The organism is Marinobacterium sedimentorum (assembly GCF_024267675.1).
Taxonomy (GTDB): Bacteria; Pseudomonadota; Gammaproteobacteria; order Pseudomonadales; family Balneatricaceae; genus Marinobacterium_A; species Marinobacterium_A sedimentorum.
In genome coordinates this window covers 1-226 of record NZ_JALDYX010000173.1, presented here as the reverse complement: position 1 = coordinate 226, position 226 = coordinate 1, and the positions used below count along the sequence as shown (strand labels likewise).

Annotated in this window: 1 protein-coding gene; it reads left to right on the top strand. The window is 41.6% G+C overall.

The genetic code is table 11. The features are described 5' to 3' along the window. A partial coding sequence (locus MRS74_RS23745) for a methyltransferase domain-containing protein (protein WP_254582744.1) occupies positions 1-226 on the top strand: 226 nt, incomplete at both ends.

Sequence of the window (226 nt, the reverse complement as noted above, 5' to 3'; positions counted from 1 at the left end):
AATGTACTCGATCTTTTTTGCGGCTTGGGTAACTTCACTTTACCTTTGGCGAAACTATGTCAACGTGTCGTAGGTGTTGAAGGTATTCAAGATATGGTGGATTGGGCGCAGCAAAATGCCGCGCTTAATCACCTAACGAATGTTGAATTTTATCAAGCAAATCTCGAGCAAGATCTTTCTGAGATGTCATGGGCAAAACAACAGTTTGATAAAATCCTGCTTGACC